The organism is Actinopolyspora sp. BKK2 (assembly GCF_011291845.1).
GTDB classification, from domain to species: domain Bacteria; phylum Actinomycetota; class Actinomycetes; order Mycobacteriales; family Pseudonocardiaceae; genus Actinopolyspora; species Actinopolyspora saharensis.
On sequence record NZ_JAANTE010000001.1, the window covers coordinates 278,390 to 300,234 of the forward strand.

The 21,845-nt window shown below is 69.8% G+C and carries 20 protein-coding genes and 1 pseudogene; 4 read left to right on the forward strand and 17 right to left on the reverse strand.

Annotation, left to right across the window (positions count from 1 at the left end; genetic code table 11):
• Positions 1–42 precede the first annotated feature (42 nt).
• On the reverse strand, positions 43–1,425 hold the full coding sequence (locus G9Q41_RS01300; protein WP_207630412.1) for an aminotransferase class V-fold PLP-dependent enzyme: 1,383 nt from the start codon (positions 1,423–1,425) through the stop codon (positions 43–45).
• A 192-nt stretch (positions 1,426–1,617) separates the two neighbouring features.
• Here G9Q41_RS01300 and G9Q41_RS01305 point away from each other — a divergent pair, with 192 nt between their 5' ends.
• Positions 1,618–1,821 carry a hypothetical protein gene (locus tag G9Q41_RS01305; RefSeq protein WP_092521573.1) on the forward strand — a complete coding sequence of 68 codons (204 nt, stop codon included), beginning with the start codon at positions 1,618–1,620 and terminating at the stop codon, positions 1,819–1,821.
• A gap of 27 nt (positions 1,822–1,848) precedes the next feature.
• Here the strand turns inward: G9Q41_RS01305 and G9Q41_RS01310 are convergent, their stop codons facing one another.
• The 3 genes from G9Q41_RS01310 to G9Q41_RS01320 form a co-directional block, all read right to left on the reverse strand.
• Positions 1,849–3,357 (reverse strand): AarF/UbiB family protein, encoded by a 1,509-nt coding sequence (locus G9Q41_RS01310; RefSeq protein WP_165631718.1) that lies wholly within the window; start codon positions 3,355–3,357, stop codon positions 1,849–1,851.
• A 118-nt stretch (positions 3,358–3,475) separates the two neighbouring features.
• Positions 3,476–3,868 (reverse strand): hypothetical protein, encoded by a 393-nt coding sequence (locus G9Q41_RS01315; protein WP_092521571.1) that lies wholly within the window; start codon positions 3,866–3,868, stop codon positions 3,476–3,478.
• A 55-nt stretch (positions 3,869–3,923) separates the two neighbouring features.
• Positions 3,924–5,048, reverse strand: coding sequence for a polyprenyl synthetase family protein (locus tag G9Q41_RS01320; RefSeq protein WP_092521569.1), 1,125 nt, complete (start codon positions 5,046–5,048; stop codon positions 3,924–3,926).
• A gap of 446 nt (positions 5,049–5,494) precedes the next feature.
• Between G9Q41_RS01320 and G9Q41_RS01325 the strand changes: the two genes are divergently transcribed.
• Positions 5,495–6,589, forward strand: a complete 1,095-nt coding sequence (locus G9Q41_RS01325) for a hypothetical protein (RefSeq protein WP_245695625.1) — start codon at positions 5,495–5,497, stop codon at positions 6,587–6,589.
• 187 nt (positions 6,590–6,776) lie between these two features.
• On the opposite strand, the gene G9Q41_RS01330 is transcribed toward G9Q41_RS01325, so the two are convergent.
• From G9Q41_RS01330 to G9Q41_RS01360, 7 genes are all read right to left on the reverse strand, one after another.
• Positions 6,777–6,941, reverse strand: a complete 165-nt coding sequence (locus G9Q41_RS01330) for a hypothetical protein (protein WP_165631544.1) — start codon at positions 6,939–6,941, stop codon at positions 6,777–6,779.
• A 2-nt stretch (positions 6,942–6,943) separates the two neighbouring features.
• Positions 6,944–7,954 (reverse strand): TerC/Alx family metal homeostasis membrane protein, encoded by a 1,011-nt coding sequence (locus G9Q41_RS01335; protein ID WP_092521567.1) that lies wholly within the window; start codon positions 7,952–7,954, stop codon positions 6,944–6,946.
• Between the two features lie 249 nt (positions 7,955–8,203).
• Positions 8,204–8,866, reverse strand: coding sequence for a class I SAM-dependent methyltransferase (locus G9Q41_RS01340; RefSeq protein ID WP_092521565.1), 663 nt, complete (start codon positions 8,864–8,866; stop codon positions 8,204–8,206).
• Positions 8,867–9,011: 145 nt separating this feature from the next.
• Positions 9,012–9,905 carry an LLM class F420-dependent oxidoreductase gene (locus G9Q41_RS01345; protein WP_165631543.1) on the reverse strand — a complete coding sequence of 298 codons (894 nt, stop codon included), beginning with the start codon at positions 9,903–9,905 and terminating at the stop codon, positions 9,012–9,014.
• 105 nt (positions 9,906–10,010) lie between these two features.
• Positions 10,011–11,162, reverse strand: coding sequence for an SPFH domain-containing protein (locus G9Q41_RS01350; RefSeq protein ID WP_092521562.1), 1,152 nt, complete (start codon positions 11,160–11,162; stop codon positions 10,011–10,013).
• A gap of 10 nt (positions 11,163–11,172) precedes the next feature.
• Positions 11,173–11,613, reverse strand: coding sequence for an NfeD family protein (locus G9Q41_RS01355; protein WP_092521561.1), 441 nt, complete (start codon positions 11,611–11,613; stop codon positions 11,173–11,175).
• 92 nt (positions 11,614–11,705) lie between these two features.
• Complete coding sequence (locus G9Q41_RS01360) at positions 11,706–12,530, reverse strand: DUF3097 family protein (RefSeq protein WP_165631717.1); 825 nt, start codon at positions 12,528–12,530, stop codon at positions 11,706–11,708.
• A gap of 142 nt (positions 12,531–12,672) precedes the next feature.
• Between G9Q41_RS01360 and G9Q41_RS01365 the strand changes: the two genes are divergently transcribed.
• Positions 12,673–13,449: a hypothetical protein gene (locus tag G9Q41_RS01365; protein ID WP_207630499.1), complete on the forward strand. Its 777-nt coding sequence runs from the start codon at positions 12,673–12,675 to the stop codon at positions 13,447–13,449.
• A gap of 195 nt (positions 13,450–13,644) precedes the next feature.
• Here the strand turns inward: G9Q41_RS01365 and G9Q41_RS01370 are convergent, their stop codons facing one another.
• The 3 genes from G9Q41_RS01370 to fabG form a co-directional block, all read right to left on the reverse strand.
• Positions 13,645–14,685, reverse strand: coding sequence for a ferrochelatase (locus G9Q41_RS01370; RefSeq protein WP_347567438.1), 1,041 nt, complete (start codon positions 14,683–14,685; stop codon positions 13,645–13,647).
• Between the two features lie 95 nt (positions 14,686–14,780).
• Entirely contained in the window at positions 14,781–15,548 is a 768-nt protein-coding gene (gene fabI, locus G9Q41_RS01375) for an enoyl-ACP reductase FabI (RefSeq protein WP_092521559.1), read from the reverse strand.
• Between the two features lie 167 nt (positions 15,549–15,715).
• Positions 15,716–16,420, reverse strand: coding sequence for a 3-oxoacyl-ACP reductase FabG (gene fabG, locus G9Q41_RS01380; protein WP_092521558.1), 705 nt, complete (start codon positions 16,418–16,420; stop codon positions 15,716–15,718).
• A gap of 287 nt (positions 16,421–16,707) precedes the next feature.
• Here fabG and G9Q41_RS01385 point away from each other — a divergent pair, with 287 nt between their 5' ends.
• Positions 16,708–19,629 carry an FAD-binding and (Fe-S)-binding domain-containing protein gene (locus G9Q41_RS01385; protein WP_165631541.1) on the forward strand — a complete coding sequence of 974 codons (2,922 nt, stop codon included), beginning with the start codon at positions 16,708–16,710 and terminating at the stop codon, positions 19,627–19,629.
• Between the two features lie 150 nt (positions 19,630–19,779).
• Here the strand turns inward: G9Q41_RS01385 and G9Q41_RS21435 are convergent, their stop codons facing one another.
• The 3 genes and pseudogenes from G9Q41_RS21435 to G9Q41_RS01395 all read right to left on the reverse strand — a co-directional run bounded on the left by G9Q41_RS21435 (position 19,780) and on the right by G9Q41_RS01395 (position 21,603).
• The gene (locus tag G9Q41_RS21435) at positions 19,780–20,148 is read right to left on the reverse strand and encodes a zinc-binding dehydrogenase (protein ID WP_242687005.1); all 369 of its coding nucleotides are present in this window, start codon (positions 20,146–20,148) and stop codon (positions 19,780–19,782) included.
• Positions 20,149–20,447: 299 nt separating this feature from the next.
• Positions 20,448–20,810, reverse strand: a pseudogene (locus tag G9Q41_RS22525) (alcohol dehydrogenase catalytic domain-containing protein); the annotation flags it as partial.
• Positions 20,811–20,931: 121 nt separating this feature from the next.
• Complete coding sequence (locus G9Q41_RS01395) at positions 20,932–21,603, reverse strand: recombinase family protein (RefSeq protein ID WP_165631540.1); 672 nt, start codon at positions 21,601–21,603, stop codon at positions 20,932–20,934.
• Positions 21,604–21,845 lie beyond the last annotated feature (242 nt).

Here is a 21,845-nt window from a genome sequence, read left to right on the forward strand (position 1 = left end):
CAGGGCTGCGTCCGGCAGCGCGTCCGCACCGAAACCAGCGCCTCACCCCCGGCGGGCGGCGCGCAGCACCTGCTCGGCGGCCGCGGCCACCTCGGCCGGCCCCGTGGCGTGGTCGGAGATGCTGATCCGCAACGCGGTCACCCCGTCCCGCACGGTTGTTCCCAGCCAGGTCGCGCCCTCGGCCTGCACGACGGCCGCCACCCGACGGGTCCGCTCGTCGTCGGCGGCGACCCGAACCAGCACCTGGTTCAGCACCACCTCGTTGAGCACCGCGACCCGGGGATCTGCGGACAGCAGCTCGGCGAAGCGGCGCGCGTGGGCACACGAGGCCTCGATCAACTCGACCACACCGGCCCGCCCCAGTCCGCGCAGCGCGGCCCACACCGGAAAAGCCCGCGCCCGTCGCGAACTCTCCGGAGTCCAGTCGGCCCCGTTCCGCTCGCCGGCGTCGTCCAGGTAGGCCGCCGACAGACTCATCGCCGCCCGATGGGCCCGCGGGTGGGCGCAGAACGCGATCCCGCAGTCGTAGGCGACGTTGAGCCACTTGTGCCCGTCGGCCGCCCACGAGTCCGCATCCTGCACCCCGTCGACCAGCTGCCGCAGCGACGGGGCGGCAGCGGCCCACAACCCGAACGCGCCGTCGACGTGCACCCAGGCGTTTCGCTCGTGCGCGAGTCGGCAGACCTCGCGCATCGGATCACAAGCACCGGTGTTCACATTGCCCACCTGGGCACACACGATCAGCGGGCCTGCGCCTGCGGCATCGGCCAGGGCCGCGGCGAGACGATCGGGACGCATCCGACCCTGAGCGTCCGTGGCGACCTCGACGAGACTGGACCGGCCGATCCCCAGCACCCGCAGTGCGCGGTCCACGGTGGCGTGCCGTTCCCGCCCCACCACGACCGTGATGCGGGGAGCGCCGAACAGGCCGTCGGCCTCGAGATCCCACCCGGCTTCGGCCAGAAGGTGGTGTCGAGCGGCTGCGAGCCCGATCAGGTTCGCCATCTGGGCGCCGGTGGTGAACCCTGCCGAGACGTGCTCGGGCAAGCCCAGCAGTTCGCACAACCAGCCCCGGCAGACCTCCTCGACCGCCGCTGCTGCCGGGGACAGGGCGTAGAACGCCGCGTTCTGGTCCCACGTCGTGGCCAACCAGTCCGCCGCGAGCGCAACAGGCAGAACCCCACCCTCGACGAACCCGAAGTAGCGGCCTGCGTTGGTCACCACCAGCCCCGGATCGGCCGCCCGCGCCAGCGATTCGACCACCGTGACCGGATCCTCGGGTTCCTCGGGCAGGCGCCCCCCGAGTCTCTGCAGCAGCTGCTCCATCGGGGCCGGCTGGGCCACCGCCCGCCGCGGGGCCTGCTCCAGGTACTGCTGAGCCAGCTCGTTGGTCCGGCCGAGCACGTCCCGCCAACTCCCGGTCACCGCAACCACCTCCTGCCTGGTGCACCGAACAGCGCACCCGGACGGTACAACCGCTCACCGCGCACACGGCCCGGTTCCGGCGGATCGGTTCCGGTGAGCAACGTTGCCCGCACCAGGGCGGTCACGGAAGGGCGCTCGTGACCACCGGCGCACGCCTTCGCCGGCACCGCTGCTTCGGTTACGGTGACGAGGATGAAAAGGACGTGGCTGTTCGTGGTGAGCCTGGCCGGAACGGCCGTGTCGGCGTCGGTGGTGCTGTTGCGCATTCCGCCGCTGTTCGAGTCGGGCGAGCAGGGCAGCTTCTGGCTCCTCGGGGGATTCGCGTGCCTGACCGTGGGGTTCGCAGTGGGGATGCGACGCTGGCGTCCGACGACGTCGAGTCCGCAAGACGGATAGCCCCGAGCGCCCCGCCGGGCAACCGCGTCACGATCGGTTCCCACGCCGGTTCTGCAGCCACAGCGCGGCACCGCCCAGCGACAGCAGCCCGGCGGACAGGGCATCCGGCCGGGAACGGGCGGAACGGTCCTGCCCGATGTTGACGCCGAAATCCCGGTTGGACAGATCCCGAGCCAGGGTGCGTGCCTGCTCCGGGGCGGCGCCGACCCCGAGCATCAACTCCGTGACCGTCCGCGCGGCCTGCGTCAGCGAGAAGTGCTCGCCCGCCAGGTCGAGCATGATGCGTTTCATCTGCTCCTGGAACACACCGGTCAACGACAGCTCGGGAGCCAAGCACCGCACCGAGCCCTCGATGTTGCCGAAAGCCTTGCCGAGCACGGAAATGACGGGATTGGTCTTGATGCCGCGCTTGGTGGACCGCTCCAGCACCGCGGTCAGGGTGACGCCGAAATTCAGCTCCTCCAACGAGGCCGAGGAGATCTTCGGGGTCAGCGCCGACATGTCCGACATGAACGCCGTGACGTCGGCCCACGGGGTGGCGTATCCGAGATCGATCCAGGCCTTGGCCGTCCCGTAGCCGTCGTTCTGGGCGATGTTCAACAGCACGAGCATGATCATCAAACTGGTGCGCCGATCGACGCGGCCGACCATGCCCCAGTCGATCAAGCTCGCCTGGCCACCCGGCTGCACGAAGATGTTGCCCGGGTGCGGATCCGCGTGAAACATGCGGTCGACGAAGAAGCCCCGGTAGGTGAACGACAGCAGCTCCTCACCGATGTCCAGACGCTCCCGCTCCGGCAGCTGCGCCCGGTCGATCTCACCGATGGACTTCCCCGGAGCCAGCGACTGCACCAGAACACGCGGGGTGCAGAACTCCACGTCCGGCACCGACAGGGTGCGGAACCCCTGCACCGCCTTCCTGGCCTGGTCCATGTGCGAGGCCTCGACGGTGAAGTCGAGCTCCGGACGCATGGCGTCGAACAGCACGCCCAGCATCGCCTCGACGTCGACCACGGCATTGAACCGGGGCGCGCAGCGCCCGAACATCCGAGCCGCCCGCCGCATCATGCGCATGTCCTCGGTGACGGTGTCGCGGATCCCCGGACGCTGGATCTTGATCACGCCGGGGCGCCCGTCCCGCAGCGTGACCGCGTACACCTGCGCCAGCGAAGCCACACCCAACGGGTCCAGCATCTCGACGTGCAGGAACCGCTCCTTCCAGTCCGGCCCCAACTCCTCCTCGAGGACGGGTTCGAAGTGGCTGAACGGCAACGCCGACACCCGGTCGTGGAGCTTTTCCAGCTCGCCGATCATCGTGGGCGGGACGATGTCCGGACGTGTCGACAGGATCTGGCCCACCTTGATGTAGAACGGGCCCAGCCGCTCCAGCCCCCGACGCACCTCCCGCGCTCGTTGCTGCTCACGTCCGACCGGGTCGGCGTCACTGCCGAGCCCACGAGACCCACCGAACGCCCGACTCACCTCGTTCGCGAAAAGCCCGCCCAGCACTTCGGAGACGAGCCGAAGACGGTGCATGCTCAAATTCGGTGTTCCTCACCAGTTGTCCGGGACGGTTCCGGCATCGGCCGGAACGCCTCGCATCGTCCCGGCCGATCCGCGCCATTCACGCCGACTTTCCCGCCGGGGCGGCTGCTCACCGCCCCCCGGCGGCCTTGCCCGCGGACTCGGCCAGCCCGCTGGCCGCGCCCGTCGCGCCGCCCGCCTGCCCGGCAGCGCCCGCTGCGGCGCCGAGTCCGGGGACCTTTTCCATGGCCTTGACCAACGAGCTGACCGACTCGGTCAGCTCGGCGACCTGACCGGGCAGCTTGGTCAGATCCGCCGTCGTGCTAGCGACGTTGCTCGCGGCACCGGCCGCGCCGCTCACTGCGCCGGTGGCCCCGGAGACACCCTGCTGCACCGCGCCGGCAGCGCCCGCGTCGTCCCGGTCGAGCAGTTCGTCGAAGGCCGTCTTGGCGTCGTCGGCCACGTTGCCGACGAAATCCTTGATGGTATCCAGCGTGTCGTTGTCACAGTTCCTCTTGGACACGGTAGTCTCCTTTCCAGTGGATATCGGTTCACTGCGGATGCGGCCAACCCGTCCTTCAGCGCTGGCGACGGGTTGCCGTCTCAGCCAGCTCGGCCAGACTGCGCCGAGCTGGCTCCGTCATGGGGGCCCCTTCCAAAGCCTCAAGGGCACGGTCACGTCGAACGCGGATCATGTCCTCGACCACGTCCTCGGCACCGGTCTGCCTGATCACCTCGCGCAACCGAGCGGCGCCCCGCTCGTCCAGCTCGGGGTCGCCGTACAGCTCGTCGAGCGCGGCGCTCTGATCCGGTGTGGCCTGTTGTCGGGCCAGCGTCACGAGTACGGTGCGCTTGCCGTCCCGCAAGTCGTCGAGATCGGACTTTCCGGTCACCGACGGGTTCCCGAAGACGCCGAGCAGATCGTCGCGCAGCTGGAAGGCCTCGCCGAGCGGATAGCCGTACGCGTCGCAGGCCTGCAGCAACGCGTCCTCGCCCCCGGCCAACGCGGCACCGATCTGCAACGGACGCGCGACCGTGTAGGCCGCCGTCTTGTGCCGGATGACGCGCCACGCGCGGTCGAGCTCCGCGGCGAGGTCGGACTCGCCGGTTTCCACGTCGAGATACTGGCCGGCCATGATTTCGGTGCGCATGGCGTTGAGCAGCCTGCGGGAATCGCTGAGCCGCTCCGGCGAGACGCCGGAGTCGTGCAGCAGCTCGTCCGACCACACCAGGCAGATGTCACCGACCAGGATGGCCGCGCTCTCCCCGAAGCGTTGCGCGGTGGCCACACCGCTGTGCTCACCGGCCCGTTCGGCGAGCAGCCGGTGCACGGTGGGGGCCCCGCGCCGGTACGCCGAGGCGTCCATGACGTCGTCGTGGATCAGGGCGAACGCGTGGAACAGCTCCAGCGCCGCTCCCACGCGAAACACCGCCGGTGTGGCGACATCCCCTCCCGCCGCCACCCAGCCGCACACGCAGAACAACGGACGAAGCCGCTTGCCACCGGTGACGAAGCCGCGAATCACCTCGACCAGCGGAGGCAGGCAGTCATCGGAAGCCCTGCCGGCCTGCGCGTCCATGAACTGTCCCAGCGCCGCGTCCACATCCCCCCGAATCCGGTCCAGGTGCAGCGCGGCGGAGGCGTGCGCCTGGTTGGTTGTCCCGTCGACCGCCGTTCGGTCGACGGTGTGTCCGGTTGGCATGGTCCCCTCCGATTCGCGCAGTGTCGCTCACGGAACGCGCCCCTTCCGCGCCGTTGGAAAACACGACACGAACGGCGAACAACGCACAAGAATCCGATTCTTTGGTGTTCCTGCACTCGAGTTCGACGTGTGCGACACTAACAGCGCCTCATCGGGAACGTGGACACCCGTTCCAGTGAACTCGCATTCGAGCAACGAAAGTTAACACCAAAGCGTGACTTTCACTGAAAAGAGTGAGGGAATTCTTTTTGCGCTCCGCGGGGCAACTTGGTTGTCGCCGTGACAAAGCTCGTGGTAGAGACGAAAAGACGGCGAATTTTTGCCCGGTGCGCACGCGATCCGATTGCATTCCCGCTCGGTCGAAAATCCGGGCACCGAAGTGCACAAAATGCATGTGCGCAGGGAAAACTGCCCACCCCGGTGTTCACACCACGAGGAGAGAGTCCGTGACAGACCCCCGCGAACGCTTCCAGATGCCACCGTTCTACTGCCCGATCGAACCGGCGCTTCACCCGGAAGTGGACATGATCGAGAAACGGGCCATCGCGTGGATAGACAAGGTCGGCATCTACGACGACGAGGCCCAGCGAAGCCGGGTCATCGGCACCAACAGCGCTGAATTCTTTTCACGATTTGCGCCGGGCGGGATCGACGACAACGTCCTGCTCGCGGCCCAGTGGGTGTACTGGGGTTTCGCCTTCGACGACGTTCGCTGCGACCGCGGGCCGCTGTCCGACCGCCCCGACCGATTCGTGCAGGTGGCCGGACGCGTGCAACGCGTCCTCGAAGCCCCGCACAGCGTCGACACCGCCGAGGACCCCTACCTCGGCGCGCTGCACGACATCGGACTGACCATGCGCGAGCTGGCCACCCCCACGCAGGTGCGCCGGTTCATCGACGCACACCGGGCCTGGCTGCACGCGGTCGCCTGGCAGATCGGCAACCAGGCCCGCAACGAGATGCCCGGGCTCGACGACTACATCACCATGCGTCTGGGAAGCTGCGGAGGGTTTCCCACCATGGCGCTGCTGGAAATCGGCAACGGCGCCGAGGTGCCGGACAGCGAGATGGACCACCCGACGGTGCGTGCGGCCACCGAGGCGGCCTTGCTGACCGCCGGTCTCGACAACGACCTGCACTCCTACCGCAGAGAGCTCCAGCAGCAGCACACCGACCAGAACATCATCAACGTGCTGATCCGGCACGAAGGCCACGACCTGCAACGGGCTCTGCTCGAGGCGGTCGGGCTCCGCGACCGAATCATGCAGCTGTACCTGCGGCTGCACGCGCAACTCCTCCCGCAGGCCAGTGACGCACTGCGCACCTACCTGACCTGCCTGGGGAGAGGAATCCGCGGCAACATCGACTGGGCGCTGCGGGTGCCGCGCTACACCGACTCGACCCCGCCGGAGGCGAGCGCGCCCGAGGCGCAGCACCGGAGGCCGACCTGCACCGACACGCCCTCGGACGACACTGCAGGCCCTCCCTCCGCCGTGCCCTCCATCGCCTGGTGGTGGGACAGAGTGCAACACCACCGGTGACACCGCAGCGGTGTGCGCGCCGGATCGCGGCGATGACCACCTAGCGCAGCCGACCATGACGGTCCGGACAATCACCACCACGAGAGCCCCGGCAGCTCCGCGGGATGCGCGCGAGCCCGCAGCGCGGCCCGCGGTCGAGCGGGAACACCGACCGGCCGGCCCCACCGGGGTTGCCGGCCGGTCGAGGTCAGGATCCCCGCGGGAACAGCGGGTGCCCGCCTCCCCTGCGGGCAGCCGAGGGCTTGCACGACGACCGCGGCGGCCGCGCCACGGCCAGCACCACGCAACTGATCAACAGCGTCAGCACCACGAAAACGGTGATACCGACCTCGACGAGAACGTCGATGAGCATGCTCAGCCCCCGTTCGCCGTCTCCTTCTCCACGGAACGACGCCCGGCACGCAGACTGGTCAACGTCACCACCCCGAGAATCACCACGATCACCGACAGCGAGACCGGGGTCGAGATCTCGGGAACAGCGGGCCAGAGCCCGTGTGCCCAGTGCAGCATCAACTTCACACCGATGAACGCGAGAATGAGCGAGAGCCCGTGGTTGAGGTGCACCAGTTTACCCAGTGCCGACTGCAGCACGAAATACAGCGCGCGCAATCCGAGCAGCGCGAACGCGTTGGTCGTGAACACCAGGTAGGGGTCCTCGGTGATGCCGTACACGGCCGGGACCGAGTCCACCGCGAAGACCACGTCGGTGGCGAACACCGCCACCACGACCACGGCCAGCGGTGTCAGCGCGCGCTTGCCCGCCGAGCGGACCGTCAGACTGGTGCCGCGGTAGTCCTCGGTGACCGGCATCAGCTTGCGCAACAGGCGCACCGACCGCATCTGGGAGACGTCGCGTTCCATCGACTCCCCGCCGAGCGCCTCACGCAGAATCTTGACCGCGGTGACGAACAGGATCGCCCCGAACACCAGGAACGCCCAGGTGCCCGCCTGCAGCAGCGCCGCCCCCATCGCGATGAAGGCGCCACGCAGCACCAGCGCGCCGACGATGCCGTACAGCAGCACCCGCTGCACCAGTGGTTTCGGCACCGCGAACGCCGTCAGCAGCAGCATGAACACGAACAGGTTGTCCACCGACAGCGACTTCTCCACCACGAACCCGGCGAAGAACTCCAGCGCCTGGTCCGTGCCGGTCCACCACCACAGGCCGATCCCGAACAGCACGGGTAGGGCGAGGTAGAACACCGACCAGCCGACGGCCTCGCGCAACGACACCTCGTGCGGGCGGTGCGTGATGGCGAAATCAGCGACGAGCAGAGCGATCAGGGCGGCGATGCTCACCGCCCACAACCAGCCGGTTCCCACCGACTGCGTCCCGGCTGCGACAACGAACGAACTACCGGACACCCGAAGACCTCCCGAACAACGCCGTTCGAGGTCTCCTTCGCCCCGAGCAGGGGCCGTCCTCCGGGAACATCCTGGATGTTCGTACTGACCGGACGAACGAGGTGAAGTACTCCCCTCTTGGGCGAGAGTATAGGGGGTTTGTCGGGAATCGGTGCAACTGGGGCACGGGAAGTCGTTCTGGTGCGGCGACCTGGAACTGCCGCGCTGCTCACCTCACGTGGGTGCTGCCGCGGCCGGCCGGGCTGCTCTTCAGCCGCCCACGACCGGTTTGCGTGCCAGCAGGAAAGCCTGCGGGGTCCGTTCCACCCCCTCCACCGGCGCCCGGGACTGCCGAGCAACTCGTTCCAGCCCCGCCTGCTGCAGCAGCTGCTCCACTGCGCGGGGAGACCGCCGGTGGAAAACCAGCGATATCGAACGCCCGAAGGCCTCGGTCAGCTGCAGCGGCTGCTGCCCCTCCTGGAAGGCCAGCAGCACGTGCCCTCCCGGGGCCAGCACCCTGTGGAACTCCGCGAAAACGGCAGGCAACCTCTCCTGCGGAACATGGATGATCGAGTACCAGGCGACTATCCCGCCCAACACCCCCTCGGCCAGGGGCAACTCGGTCATCGACCCCTGCACGAACCGCAGCTCGGGACAACTGCGCCGGGCCTGCTCGAGCATCCGAGCGGAGAGGTCCACCCCGAACACGGGCACCCCCGAGGCGTGCAACCGCCCCGTCACCGCCCCCGGCCCGCATCCCAGGTCGGCGACAGGGCCGCGTTCGGGGCCGCCAACGAGCTCGGCGAAGGCCGCCAACAGCGCCCGGTCCAACGGCCTGTCCGCCAGTTCGCGGCGAAAGTGCTCGGCGTAGTCCTCGGCCACGGAGTCGTAGGACTCGCGGACGGTGGACAGGGAGTTCTCCGGTTCGATCATGGTGGAACACGCTAGCCCGGGGCGCGTCACACCCCACGTGGACCCCACGCGGCACCGGGCCAGGCGCTCGTCGCTTACCGCGGTCCGAGCTCGCGGTCACCGCCGCAGGTGCGCGGAAACGATCCGAGTGATCCCCCGTGCGTGCTCAGCCCAGCCCGAGAGCCGGGGCGAGTTCGCGCAGCGCGGGCAGCGGGTCGGCGGCGGGATCCTCGCCGAGGACCTGGATCACCACGTGGTCGGCGCCGGCGTCCAGGTGCCGTGTCACCTGTGCGGCGACCGTCTCGGCGTCGCCCATGGCGACCATGCCCTCGGCCAGCCGGTCCGAACCGCCGACGACCAGGTCGGACTCGTCGAAGCCCTGCCGCAGCCACGAGTTCTGGTAGTTCGGCAGCTGCGAGTACATGTGCAGGTGCTGGTGCCCACGCCGCACCCCCTCCTGCCGGTCCGTGGTCAGCGCCACGGCCTGCTCGCTGACCACCCACTTGTCGGGGCCGAGTTGCTCGCGGGTGCTGGCGGTGTGCTCCGGGGTCACCAGATAGGGGTGCGCCCCGTCGGCGGCGGTGCCGGACAGCTCGATCATCTTCGGCCCGAGCGCGGCCAGCAGCCGCGTCGGGCGCTGCGCGCCCGGCTCGACCTCGGCCGGGACCGCGTCCATGGTCTGGAGGTAGTCGCGCATGGTGCTCAGCGGCCGGGAGTAGGAGCCGGCGTAGCTGCGCTCCACCAGCGGGGCGTGGCTGACCCCCAGCCCGAGCACGAAACGCCCCGGGTGCTGCGCGGTGAGCGTGCGCGCGCCGGATTCGCTGGCCGGGGCGCTGCGGGCGTGGATGTTGGCGATGCCGGTGCCGACCACCAACCGCTCGGTGCCGGACAGCAGCGCCGCCGCCTGGGTGAAGGTCTCCTTGCCGCCGGCTTCACCGTAGAACAGCGAGCCGTAGCCGAGCTGCTCGATCTCGCGGGCACGGCCGATCACATCGTTGATCGACCACTGGTCGCTGGTCCACCACACGCCGACACGGGAGGCGAAGTCAATCCGGCTCATGCCGCCGAGGCTACCGGCCCCCGACGGCGCCCCGCACGATCAACCCGGCACGACTCCCCGAGCCGTGTCCCGCACCGGAGGGCGACACACCGTCGATCAGCCGGGTCAGCTCTCGCCGGTGGCGCCCGAGGCGCGTGGGGTGGTACTGAGATCGGTGGGCACCTCCTTGCGGGCCACCGCCTCGGCCGCCCGCACCGCCTCGGCCACCTCCGGGTTGGAGGACATGTCGAACCAGGAGGCCACCGAGGGGTCGTCCTGCTCCGGCGGCGTGCTCGGCGGTTCCTCCTCCGGAGGTTCGTACCGGAACACCCCGTCCTGGTCGGGCGTGGTCAGCATCCGCGCGAACCCCTCCAGCGACTTGCTGAACTCGCTGGGCACCACCCAGACCTTGTTGGCATCGCCGCGGGCCATCTCGGGCAGCGTCTGCAGGTACTGGTAGGCCAGCATCTCCGGGGTGGGCTTGGAACGCTTGACCGCGGCGAAGGTCTTCTCGATGGCCTTGGACTCGCCCTGGGCCATGAGGTACTTGCTGGCCCGCTCCCCCTGCGAGCGCAGGATGTTGGACTGGCGCTCGCCCTCGGCGTTGAGGATCGCGGCCTGCTTGGACCCCTCCGCGGACAGGATCTGCGACTGCTTCTGCCCCTCGGCGGTTTTGATCGCCGACTCGCGCTCGCCCTCGGCGTTGAGGATCATCGCGCGCTTCTCCCGGTCGGCGCGCATCTGCTTTTCCATCGAGTCCTGGATCGACGGGGGAGGATCGATCGCCTTCAGCTCCACGCGCGCGACCCTGATGCCCCACCGGCTGGTCTCGCTGTCCAGCACTCCGCGCAACTGACCGTTGATCTGGTCCCGCGAGGTGAGCGTCTCCTCCAGACTCATGCCACCGACCACGTTCCGCAGCGTGGTCGTGGTCAACTGCTCCACACCGTCGATGTAGTTGGAGATCTCGTACACCGCCGAGCGCGATTCGGTGACCTGGAAGTACACCACCGTGTCGATGGAAACGGTGAGGTTGTCCTGGGTGATCACCGACTGCGGCGGAAACGAGACCACCTGCTCACGCAGGTCGATCTTGGCGCGCACCCTGTCCAGGAACGGCACGAGCATGTTCAGCCCGGGGTGCGCCACACCCCGGAAACGCCCCAGTCGCTCGATCACGGCGCTGGTGGCCTGCGGAACGACCAGCACGGTCTTGGCCAGCACCACCACGACCAGCACCACGACCACCAGCAGAACTATCCACGCGGCCGGATTCACATCCGCCTCCTCAGGGTTCGGGCCAGACCACGGCAACAGCCCCGGAGATCTCCACGACCAGCACCGTCCGGCCCACGTCGAGTACCTGCGTCTCGTCCAAGGACCGCGCCGACCACACGTCACCGTTGATGCGGACCCGCCCGTCGTGGGCATCGACCGGGGACTCGACCCGCGCGCGCTTGCCGACCAGCGCCTCCACGTTCGTGCGCGGCTCGCCCCCCTCGGAGGTCTCCCGCATCAACCGGCGCTTGACCACCGGGCGGGCCAGCAGCACCAATCCCGTCGACAGGCCGGCGAAAATCACCGCATCCAGCCACAGCGGCGCGCCGAGCGCCGCCGCCCCGGCAGTGCCCATCGCGGCGAGCCCGAGCATCAGCAGCACCAGCTCGCCGGAGGTGACCTCGGCCGCCACCAGGAGCACACCGGCGACCAACCACACCAACGCGGCCATGTGTCCATGATGACAGATCAGAACCGCTCGTGTGATCTACTTCTCACCGCGGATGTTGGGGTGGGGCCGGCGCGCACGCGCCGGGAGAGCGGCTACTGCTCCTCGTCGGCGGTGACGAAGTCGATGAGTCGCTCGACGGCACCGACCAGCGGCGAGCGCAGGTCGCGGAAGTCGTCGACCGCGCCGAGCACCCTGCGCCAGCCCTCCGCGGGATCGGCCCATCCCAGCGCTGCGCACACGCCGCTCTTCCAGTCGGTGCCGTGGGCGACCTCCGGCCACTGGGCGATACCGACCGATTCCGGCCGGACCGCCTGCCAGACGTCGACGTACGGGTGGCCCGTCACCAGCACGTCGGGGCTGCTCACCCGGTCGGCGATGCGGCTCTCCTTGCTGCTGTCGACGAGGTGGTCCACCAGCACCCCCAGCCTGCGGTGCCCGGCGGGGTGGAACTCGTGCACGTGGTGCTCCAACTCGTCCAGCCCGTGCAGCGGTTCGACGACCACCCCGGCCACCCGCAGGTCGTGGCCCCACACGCGTTCGAGCAGCTCGGCGTCGTGCAGCCCCTCCACCCAGATGCGGGCCGCCCGGGCCGTGCGCGCGGCAGCGGTGGGCACGGCCACCGAACCGGAGGCGGAACAAGCGGGCCGCTGCGGGGATGTCGTGCCGGTGGGCACGAGGGTGACGGGTTCACCTTCGTACCGGAAGGCCGCAGGCCGCATCGGAAACGCGCGTTCCCGCCCGTGCCGGTCGGCCAGCACCACGTTGTGCTTGGTGAACTCCCCGCGTTCCAGCCGGACGACGGCACCGCAGAAGTCCTCCGCGGCGGTTTCCACCACCGTGCCCGGCTCGGCCGGAACCTCGGGCACCTGCCGAGCTCGTTTCCGTGGGGTGGCGAGCACGTCACGGCCGTAGTCCATCGAACGCACGATCAGCACTCTACCCGCCTCCAGCGGCCGAGATCGTGCGCGACCCGCCCCCCGGGGGGGGCGCAGATCCCCGCTGGTGGCCGTGGCGCGGTCGTGCGTACCCTTGGCGGACGTGCCATGTCCGAGCGCAACTATGGTCGTGTGGACCTCAGCCTGGCTGCACGGCGCGGCAGCCTCCGACGACGTACTCGACGCGGTGCAGACGTGGGCCGAGGTCAACCAGATCCGTGCCGTCGACGACGAGACGGCCGCCCGGCTGCAGCTTCCCGGCCCCGGCGAGACCCCGGCGGGTCCTGCGCTGCTGCTGGCCGCCGTGCGCAGGGCCGGTGGGGACACGGGCAACCTGGTGCTGCCGGTGGCCGGTGACGCCCGCGGGCTCGACGGGGCCACCGAGTTCGCCCGCGACGCCATGCGGCGCGGCGAGGCCGCCGTGTTCGCCGAGGCCGGGCTGGCCCTGGTGCCCGAGACGGTCGCCGAGGGCATCCTGGACTGGACCGTCCACGAGGTGGGCGAACTGCCCCCGCGGGAGCACATACCGGTGGGCGAGGCCGAGCACGACATGTCCTCGGCCATGCGCGAGGCCGCCAGCACCCTGACCGAGTTGGACATCTCCCGCAGCCGCCCCGGTGTGCGTGCCGAGATCGCCGCGAAGATCTCGGCACGGCCCCAGCCGTCGTGGCCCGGCGGGGTGCCGCAGCGCTGCCTGCGCGTGCTGCAACGCGCCACCGAGGTCGACAGCATCCTGCGGGTGGCCACGGCCGACGCCCCCGGTGGGGCGACGTCGGCCTCGGCGGACCGGGCCCGCGGTGACGCGCTGCGCCCCCTGTTCGACTCGGTGCGCACGGCGCGCTGCGCCGCCGTGGACGAGATGGTGCGAGCGTTGACGCAAAGCACCGACAAACAACGCTGACCCCTCCGGGGCGACCTCCGGGGACAACGCGCGCCACTCGCCCCTTTTCGCCGCGGCGGGCGAGCGCAGCGGCGGAAAGGGGCTTTTCGCGTGCTCGTGGCCACCGGGCCCGCCCGGCGGTTCGGACCACCACCGGCGGGCGGGGCCGGCCGGGCCGCTGCTCGAGCGGCGAACACCGGCCCCGGCGGGTGATTTTCAGCAGCAGCCCTGCGCGATGCAGAACTGCCCGTTGGTGGTGCAGCCGGCTTCCACCAGCGGGGACAGCTTGCGCACCCGGTGGCCCTCGAGGTGTTCGGAGACCAGTTCGCCGATCATCCGCGCGTAGCGGGGGTCGGTTCCTGCCGTGGCGGCGCGGGCGAAACCCATCCCCAGTTCGCTCGCCTTGTCGGCGGCCTCGTTGTCCAGGTCCCAGACGACCTCGAGGTGGTCGGAGACGAACCCGATGGGGCTGATCACCACCGCGGGCACGTCCCTGCCGTGCAGCTGGTCCAGGTGGTCGCACACGTCCGGTTCCAGCCAGGGAACGCTCGGCGGTCCCGAGCGGGACTGCCAGACCACGTCGTAGTCGGCCACCCCCACGGCCTCGGCCACCAGCCGGGCCGTCTCGTGCACCTGCCGCGAGTACCAGTGCGCACGACCGTCGGGGCCCACCTTCTCCTCGGCGCTCAACGGGACCGAATGCGCGGTGAACACCAGCCGGGCCGCCGACCGGGACTCGGCGGGCAGCTGCGCGTAGGCGCGGGTCACCGCGTCGGCGTTGGCCGCGACGAACAGCGGGTGATCGTAGAACTGCCGCAGTTTGACCAACTCGGGAGCGCGGTCCCCGCCGACGACCGCCCTGGCGCGGGCGATGTCCTCGTGATACTGGCGGCAGCCCGAGTAGCCACCCCACGCGGAGGTGGCGAACACCAGCGCTTTGCGCACCCCGTCGGCGGCCATCCGCTCGACGGTGTCCTCGATCATGGGGTGCCAGTTGCGGTTGCCGAAGTACACGGGCAGGTCCCAGCCGCGTTCGGCGATGGTGCTGTCCAGCGAGCCCATGATGTCGCGGTTGAGCCGATTGATCGGCGAAACTCCACCGAAGTGGTGATAGTGCTCGGCGACCTCGTCGAGCCGTTCCGGCGGAACATCGCGACCGCGTGTCACGTTCTCCAGAAAGGGCCGCACCTCCTCGTGCCCCTCGGGGCCGCCGAACGAGAGGTACAGCAACGCGTCAAAGTCTTCCGAGCTGTTCACACGACCATGATGCCGGGGCTGTCGTCGTGCTGCGCAGCCGGGTGCGCAGCACGACGACAGCCGCGTGAGGCGAGATCACCGCTCTGCGGCGCAGGTCACGCGCCCAGGGCGTGAAAACCACCATCGGTCATGATCATGGACCCGGTGGTTTTCGGCAGCCAGTCCGACAGCGCGGTGCAGACCGTGCGCCCCACCGGCTCCGGGTCCTCCACGTTCCAGCCGAGCGGAGCGCGCTCGCCCCAGGTGTCCTCCAGCTCCTGGAAGCCGGGAATCGACTTGGCGGCCATGGTCCGCACCGGGCCGGCGCTGACCAGGTTGACGCGGATCCCCCGCGGGCCGAGCTCCCGAGCCAGATACCGCGAGGTCGACTCCAGGGCGGCCTTGGCCACACCCATCCAGTCGTAGGCCGGCCAGGCCACCCGCGCGTCGAAGTCCATCCCCACCACGGAACTGCCCTCGCCCAGCAGCGGCAGGCAAGCCTTGGTCAGGGAGTTCAGCGAATACGCCGAGATGTGCAGCGCGCTGGAGACATCCTCCCACGGCGCCTGCATGAAATCCGCACCGAGACAGGACTCGGGGGCGTAGCCGATCGAGTGCACCACCCCGTCGAGCCCGTCGACGTGCTCGGAGACCGAGTCGGCCAGCCCGGCCAGGTGCTGGTCGTTGGTGACGTCGAGTTCGATCACCGGGGCGGGCTCGGGAAGCCGGCCCGCGATCCGCTCGACCAGCTTGATCCGACCGTAACCGGTCAGGATCACCTCGGCGCCCTGCTCCTGAGCCACCCTGGCCGTGTGGAACGCGATGGACGAGTCGGTGATCACACCGGTCACGAGAATTCGTTTACCTTCGAGCAGACCGCTCACTTGCATCCTCCACGCAATACATACCGAAAAAACCCAGCACTCCTCGTGGAACGGTTCACCCGAAACCCGGCGCGCACGGCGACACCTCGGCCGAGCGCCCCGGCCACGACGAGCCCTGCTGCCACCCCGCGGGGTGGGTCGAACCAACGGGCCGTCCCGCGGACCGCTCAGTGCCCCATGCCGACACCACCGTCGACCGGGATGACCGCTCCGGTGACGTAGCCCGCGCTCTCCGAGGCCAACCACCGCACCGTGCCGGCCACCTCGTCCGGTTCGGCGAAGCGGGCCAGCGGCACCTGCGCGAGGATCTCCTGCTTGCGCTGCTCGGGCAGCTCATCGGTCATGTCCGTGGTCACGAAACCAGGGGTGACCACATTGGACGTGATGCTGCGCGAACCGAGCTCCCGCGCCAGCGAACGGGCGAACCCGATCAACCCCGCCTTGCTCGCGGCGTAGTTGGCCTGCCCCGGAGCCCCGGAAAGCGCCACTGTGGAGGAGATGAAGATCATCCGCCCGCGCCTGTTGCGCAGCATGCTGCTCGAGGCGCGCTTGGCGACCCGGTACGCCCCGGTCAGGTTGGCCTCGACCACCCGTTGAAACTGCTCCTCCTCCATGCGCAGCAGCAGCCCGTCATCGGTGATCCCCGCGTTGGCCACCAGCACCTCGACCCGACCGTGCTCCGCCTCGACCTCGTCGAAAGCGGCACTCACCTGCTCCGAGTCGGTCACATCGCAGCGCACCCCCAGCATTCCCTCCGGAGCGCCGGACCCGCGGTGGGTGATCGCCACGTTGTCCCCGGCGGCCTGGAACGCCTTGGCTATGGCCAACCCGATACCACGATTGCCCCCGGTGACCAGTACGGACCGTGCCACTCTCACACTCCTAAGGAACTTTCCGTCGAACTCCGTGTCGCACCCGGCGCTGTCCGCCGAATCCGGCGTGAGGCTATCGGCCCGAGGTGTGCCCACCGACATCGGACCCGATCTCACCGGAGCAGGCGCACACACCCCCGACGGGGGAAACACCACCGACCACGCCGCCGCGGCAGGCGACGCGCTGCGGGCGCGGGACCGGCCCGCGGTGTGTAACGTCGATCAACGCCGGCCTTTTACCGCGAAACCGGTGCGAACGCACACCACCACTCCACTGGAGTCCCGCGATGACCGAGACCAGCCACACAGCCGCGCGGACCCCCGAATTCGCCACACCGCTGCGCAACTCCCTGACCGGGCAAGCGCGATTCGACCCGGGGACACGCGCACTGTATGCCACCGACGCCTCGAACTACCGGCGGGTGCCCAGCGGGGTGGTGTTCCCCCGCGACGCCGACGACGTGGCCGCCACCCTCGCGGTCGCCCGCGACCACGGACTGCCGATCACCTCCCGCGGGGCGGGCACGAGCGTGGCGGGCAACGCCATGGGCGACGGTCTGGTCCTGGACTTCTCCAAGCACATGAACCGGATCGAACACCTCGACCCCGCGCGGCGGCTGGCCCGCGTGCAACCCGGGGTCGTGCTCGACACCCTGCGCGCCACGGCCGCGCGGCACGGGCTGACCTTCGGCCCCGACCCCTCCACGCACAGCCGCTGCACCCTCGGCGGGATGATCGGCAACAACTCGTGCGGCACCCACTCGGTGGCCTGGGGCAAAACGGTCGACAACGTGCGCGAGCTGGACGTGCTGCTGTCGGACGGAACACGGTTGACGCTGTCGCGGACCGACCGGCAACAGCTGGAGACGTTGTGCCGCCGCCAGGACCGCACCGGGCAGCTCTACCGGGGGCTGCGCGACCTCGCCGACGAATTCGCCCCCCTGCTGCGCGCCGACCCGCCCGCCACCACCAGACGGGTCTCCGGCTACAACCTGGACCAGCTGCTCCCGGAGAACGGGTTCGACCTGGCCCGCGCGCTGGTCGGTTCGGAAGGCAGCTGCGCCACCGTCCTGGCGGCCACGGTGGAGCTGGTGCAGGAACCGGGCGCCCGCGCGATGACCGTGCTCGGATTCGACGACACCTACGCCGCCGCCGACCAGGTCCCCCACGTCCGACAACACCCCACCCTGGCCGTGGAAGGACTCACCGAACAGCTGGTCGAGGTCGTCCGCGAACGCAACCCGAACTCGCCCGCCCTCGAACTGCTGCCCCGCGGCCGGAGCTGGCTGTTCGTCGAAACCGGCGGCCCCGATGCCGCGACCGCGGCGCGGGACGCCCACGCGATCGCCGAACGCTTCGCAGGCCACGCCGACTGCGCCGTGCACACCGACCCGGCACGGATGGCCGCGCTGTGGAAGATCCGCGAGGAGGGCTCGGGCTATTCGACACGCATGACCGATGGGTCGCAACGCTGGTCCGGCTGGGAGGACGCCGCCGTGCCCCCGGAGAACCTCGGCTCCTACCTGCGCGAGTTCGACCAGCTGCTGGAACGCTTCGGCTACCGCGGTGCCAGCTACGGCCACTACGGCGAGGGCTGCATCCACGTGCGCATCGACTTCGACCTCACCTCCCGCGCCGGCGCCTCCGACTACCGGGCCTTCCTGGAGGCCGCCGCCGACCTCGTCGTCGCGCACGGCGGATCGCTGTCCGGAGAGCACGGGGACGGGCAGGCCCGCTCGGCACTGCTGCCGCGCATGTACTCGCCGCAGATGCTGCGGGCCTTCGACCGGTTCAAAACCCTCTTCGACCCCGAAGGGCTGCACAACCCCGGGGTGATCACCCGCCCGCGCGGCGTGGACGAGGACCTGCGCCCCCTGGTCGCGGCCCCACGCATCCCCAGCAGAACCGAACTGGCGCTGCACGCCGACGGCGGAGACCTCGCCTCCGCGACGCACCGGTGCGTGGGAGTGGGCAAATGCCTCAACCCCTCGGGCGGAGTGATGTGCCCGAGCTACCGGGCCACCGGCGACGAGAAGCACTCCACCCGCGGCCGGGCGCACCTGCTGGCCGAGATGCTGTCCGGAAAGACCGTGGGCGGCGGCTGGCGCTCCGAACAGACCCGCCAGGCCCTCGACCTGTGCCTGTCCTGCAAGGGCTGCAAGACCGACTGCCCGGTGGGCGTGGACATGGCCACCTACAAGGCCGAATTCCTGCACCGGCACTACCGCCACCGGCCGCGCCCGGCAGCGCACTACTCGATGGGATTCCTGCCGCTGTGGCTGGCGGCCGCCCGCTGGGCCCCCGGCCTGGTCAACCGAGTCAGCCGCGGACGAGCCGCCCCGGCGCTGAAACGACTCGGCGGAATCGCCCCCGAAAGGGACCTGCCGCTGCTGGCACGGCGCAGCCTGCTCGAATCGTGCCCGAGCCGCCGGGCAGCTCACCCGCCGGACGGGGCCCAGGCTCCGGTGCTGCTGTTTGCCGACACCTTCACCAACCACTTCGAACCCGGCATCGGCCAGGACGCGGTCGCAGTGCTGGAAGCGGCCGGCCACCAGGTGCACCTGCCCGACACGACGGTGTGCTGCGGGCTGACCTGGTACTCCACCGGGCAGCTCGACACGGCGCGGCGAACGCTGCGCCGCACCGCGCGCAAGCTGCGCGCGTGGCCGCAGCAGCAGACCCCGGTGGTGGGGCTGGAACCGAGCTGCACCGCCTTCCTGCGCAACGACGCGCTCGAACTCGCCCCCCACGACCCCGAGGTGCGCTCGCTGGCCGCGGCCACCCGCACCTTCGCCGAACAGATCGACCAGTACCCCCCGAGCCCGCACACCGACACCGCATCGCGGCCGGCGCGGCAACAGCCCGAGCAGGTGCTCGTGCAGCGACACTGCCACCAGTACGCCGAACTGGGCTTCGACGCCGACCGCTCCGCCCTGGAAGCGGCCGGGCTGACCCCCCGGGTGCTCGACGCGGGGTGCTGCGGCCTGGCGGGCAATTTCGGCTTCGAACGCGGCCACTACGACGTGTCCATGGCCTGCGCCGAGGACGCGCTGCTGCCCGAGATCCGCTCCGCCCCGGACGGGACCGAGGTGCTCGCCGACGGGTTCAGCTGCCGCACCCAGCTGCGGCACGCCGCTGCCGCCGAACCACTGCACCTGGCCACCGCGCTCGCCCGCCAACTGGGCCTGCCCCACCACCGCAGCCCGTGACCCGAGCGGGCGAGAGCGCGGCCACGACCTCGGCGGCAGGCTCAACCGAAGCGGGCGCACCGAGCGAGCTCACGCGATCACGGGCACGAACAGGTGCGAGGCGTGCCCACCACCGAAGTGCACGCTCGCGCCGGACGTACTCACTGTTGCTCACTCGGTGAGGTCCAGCACGAAGCGGTGGCGTACATCGTTGCGAGCGAGGCGGTCGAAAGCCTCGTCGAGGCGGTCGGGCGAGACCGTCTCGATGTCCGCGGTGATGCCGTGCTCGGCGCACAGGTCGAGCATCTCCTGAGTCTCGGGGACTCCGCCGCTGCCGGAACCGGCGAGGCGCTTGGCCCCCGGGATCAGGTTCATCGGGTCGACACGCAGTTCCTCGGGCGGGATCCCCACCAGGCAGAGGGTGCCGTCGATGTTGAGCGTGTCGAAGTAGGGACCGAGTTCGTGCGAGGCCCCGACGGTGTCGAGGATGAAGTCGAACCGGCCGGCCTGGGCCGCCATCCGGGAAGCGTCGGTGGACACGATGGCCTCCTCGGGCCGAGGGACAGCGCGGTCTCGGCCTTGTCGGGCGAGGTGGTGAACACGCTGACCTCGGCACCCAGCGCCCGAGCCAGCTTCACTCCGACGTGCCCCAGACCGCCGAGACCGACCACCCCCACGACCGTGCCCTTGCCGACGCCGGAGCGGCGCAGCGGCGAGTAGGTGGTCACGCCCGCGCACATCAGTGGCGCCACCCCAGCCGGGTCGAGCCCCTCGGGCAGTCGGTAGACGAAGTGCTCGTCGAGCACGTACTCCGACGAGTAACCCCCCTGGGTGGTGTTACCGAACCCGTCCGAGCCGCCGTAGGTCAGTCTCACCTGGGCGCACCAGTTCTCCCGACCTGCCCGGCAGGCCGCACATCGCCCGCACGAACCGACGATGTTGCCGACCGCGACCTGGTCACCGACCGCGAATCGCGAGACATGCGTCCCCACCTCGGCGACCTCGCCGACGATTTCATGGCCGGGCACCAGCGGGAACGCCGCCAGATCGCCGGCACGGACCGCGTCCAGATCACTGCCGCAGATTCCGCAGTAGCGGATCCGCACGGCCACGTCGCGGTCACCGACATCGTGCCGGGCGAAGTCCCAGGGCCGGATCACTGACCCCGGTTCGTCGGCGGCCCATCCCCGCGTCATGCGCATCGCGTTCCTCCACAACCGTGCTGATCGTCGACTCGGCAATCTAAAACCAACTAGTTAGTTACCGTTGTGACGAAGAGTATCCGACTCGGCGTTCCGGTAGCAGGCGCGCAGAAAACAACGCTTAGCTCGTAAGGGCTGCTTGCGGACCAGATCCGGATTCGACCGAGCGGCTGGGGCTGAGTTCGGGGACGTATTTGTAGATCGTGGAGCGGGACACGCCGAGTAGGCGGGCGATGGAGGCCACGGTGGTGTCGGGTTCGGCGAGCAGGGCGCGGGCGTGGCGGACCTGTTCGCCGGTCATGGCCGGTGGTCGGCCGAGTCGGACGCCGCCTGCGCGGGCCGCGGTGAGGCCTTCGCGGGTGCCGTCGGCGATGAGCTCACGGATGAATTCGGCCAGGGCGGCGAAGACGTGGAACACGAGCCTGCCGCCGGGGGTGGTGGTGTCGAGGTTCTCGTGCAGTGAGGTAAATCCGATGCCGCGCTTACGCAGGTCGGAGACGATCGCAAGCAGGTCCTGCAGGCTGCGGCCCAGCCGGGAGAGTTCGAGCACGACGAGGGTGTCGCCGTCGCGGAGGTAGTCCAGGCAGGCGGCCAGCTCGGGCCGTTCGGCGTTTTTGCCGGACAGCTTCTCCTCGAAGACGCGGATGCATCCGGCATCGGTGAGGGCATCGACCTGGCGGCGCAGGCTCTGCTCGGCGGTGGACACGCGGGCGTAGCCGACGCGGGCGCCGCCGCCGATGGCCTCAAGCGGGTCGCCGTCGAGGGCGAGGTCGGCCGGGGCGTCGTTGGTCATCCGGTGCGCCTTTCGTGATCACGGGTGTCGTGACTGTACGACAAACGGTCCTGGTCGGGTTGTTGGACACTCGGTTCTTGCAACACGTTTTTCCGACACTCGCGGGACGGTTCGGGCGGTGGGGACCGCTGGCGTGGTGATCGTGTTGAGAAACGTTCCTTTCGTCGACACCGTTGTCTGTGACACGTGGCTCGATGTGGTGGCCATGAACGTGACGCCTTGACCTTCCTCCCGGGACAACC

Coding starts and splice junctions, on each gene's coding strand:
- G9Q41_RS01305 (WP_092521573.1), top strand. CDS start 1,618: ATGAAAAGGACGTGGCTGTTCGTGGTGAGCCTGGCCGGAACGGCCGTG.
- G9Q41_RS01310 (WP_165631718.1), bottom strand. CDS start 3,357: ATGCACCGTCTTCGGCTCGTCTCCGAAGTGCTGGGCGGGCTTTTCGCG.
- G9Q41_RS01320 (WP_092521569.1), bottom strand. CDS start 5,048: ATGCCAACCGGACACACCGTCGACCGAACGGCGGTCGACGGGACAACC.
- G9Q41_RS01330 (WP_165631544.1), bottom strand. CDS start 6,941: ATGCTCATCGACGTTCTCGTCGAGGTCGGTATCACCGTTTTCGTGGTG.
- G9Q41_RS01340 (WP_092521565.1), bottom strand. CDS start 8,866: ATGATCGAACCGGAGAACTCCCTGTCCACCGTCCGCGAGTCCTACGAC.
- G9Q41_RS01345 (WP_165631543.1), bottom strand. CDS start 9,905: ATGAGCCGGATTGACTTCGCCTCCCGTGTCGGCGTGTGGTGGACCAGC.
- G9Q41_RS01355 (WP_092521561.1), bottom strand. CDS start 11,613: ATGGCCGCGTTGGTGTGGTTGGTCGCCGGTGTGCTCCTGGTGGCGGCC.
- G9Q41_RS01360 (WP_165631717.1), bottom strand. CDS start 12,530: ATGGACTACGGCCGTGACGTGCTCGCCACCCCACGGAAACGAGCTCGG.
- G9Q41_RS01365 (WP_207630499.1), top strand. CDS start 12,673: ATGGTCGTGTGGACCTCAGCCTGGCTGCACGGCGCGGCAGCCTCCGAC.
- G9Q41_RS01385 (WP_165631541.1), top strand. CDS start 16,708: ATGACCGAGACCAGCCACACAGCCGCGCGGACCCCCGAATTCGCCACA.
- G9Q41_RS01395 (WP_165631540.1), bottom strand. CDS start 21,603: ATGACCAACGACGCCCCGGCCGACCTCGCCCTCGACGGCGACCCGCTT.